Annotated in this window: 1 protein-coding gene; it reads right to left on the bottom strand. The window is 59.1% G+C overall.

Features of this window, described 5'->3' with window-relative positions; translation table 11 throughout:
* The coding region (locus JYB63_RS22820; protein WP_205660213.1) for an efflux RND transporter permease subunit at positions 1–301 on the bottom strand (301 nt) is incomplete at both ends.

The following is a 301-nucleotide window of genomic DNA, read 5'->3' as shown; positions in this document are numbered from 1 at the left end:
CCATGCCAACCACGATCAGCAAGTAGATGATCAGGTAGCGGCCGGTGCTGCGCAGGATGTTGCCCACGCTGTCGGTATAGTGATGCGTGCTCTTCTCGAACATGCGGTTAAACCAGCCGAAGAAGCCCGTTTTAACCCCGTGATCGCCTTTCGGGATCGGTTTGAGCAGGGTGGCGCACAGCGCCGGCGTCAGGATCAAGGCCACCAGCACCGACAGCGCCATCGCGGACACGATGGTGATCGAGAACTGACGATAGATGGCGCCGGTTGAACCACCGAAGAACGCCATCGGCACGAATAC

Origin of the sequence: Aliamphritea spongicola, from assembly GCF_017051665.1 — a bacterium.
GTDB lineage: Bacteria > Pseudomonadota > Gammaproteobacteria > Pseudomonadales > Balneatricaceae > Amphritea > Amphritea spongicola.
The sequence above is the reverse complement of the archived record's forward strand: the minus strand, read 5'-3'. Positions and strand labels throughout refer to the sequence as shown.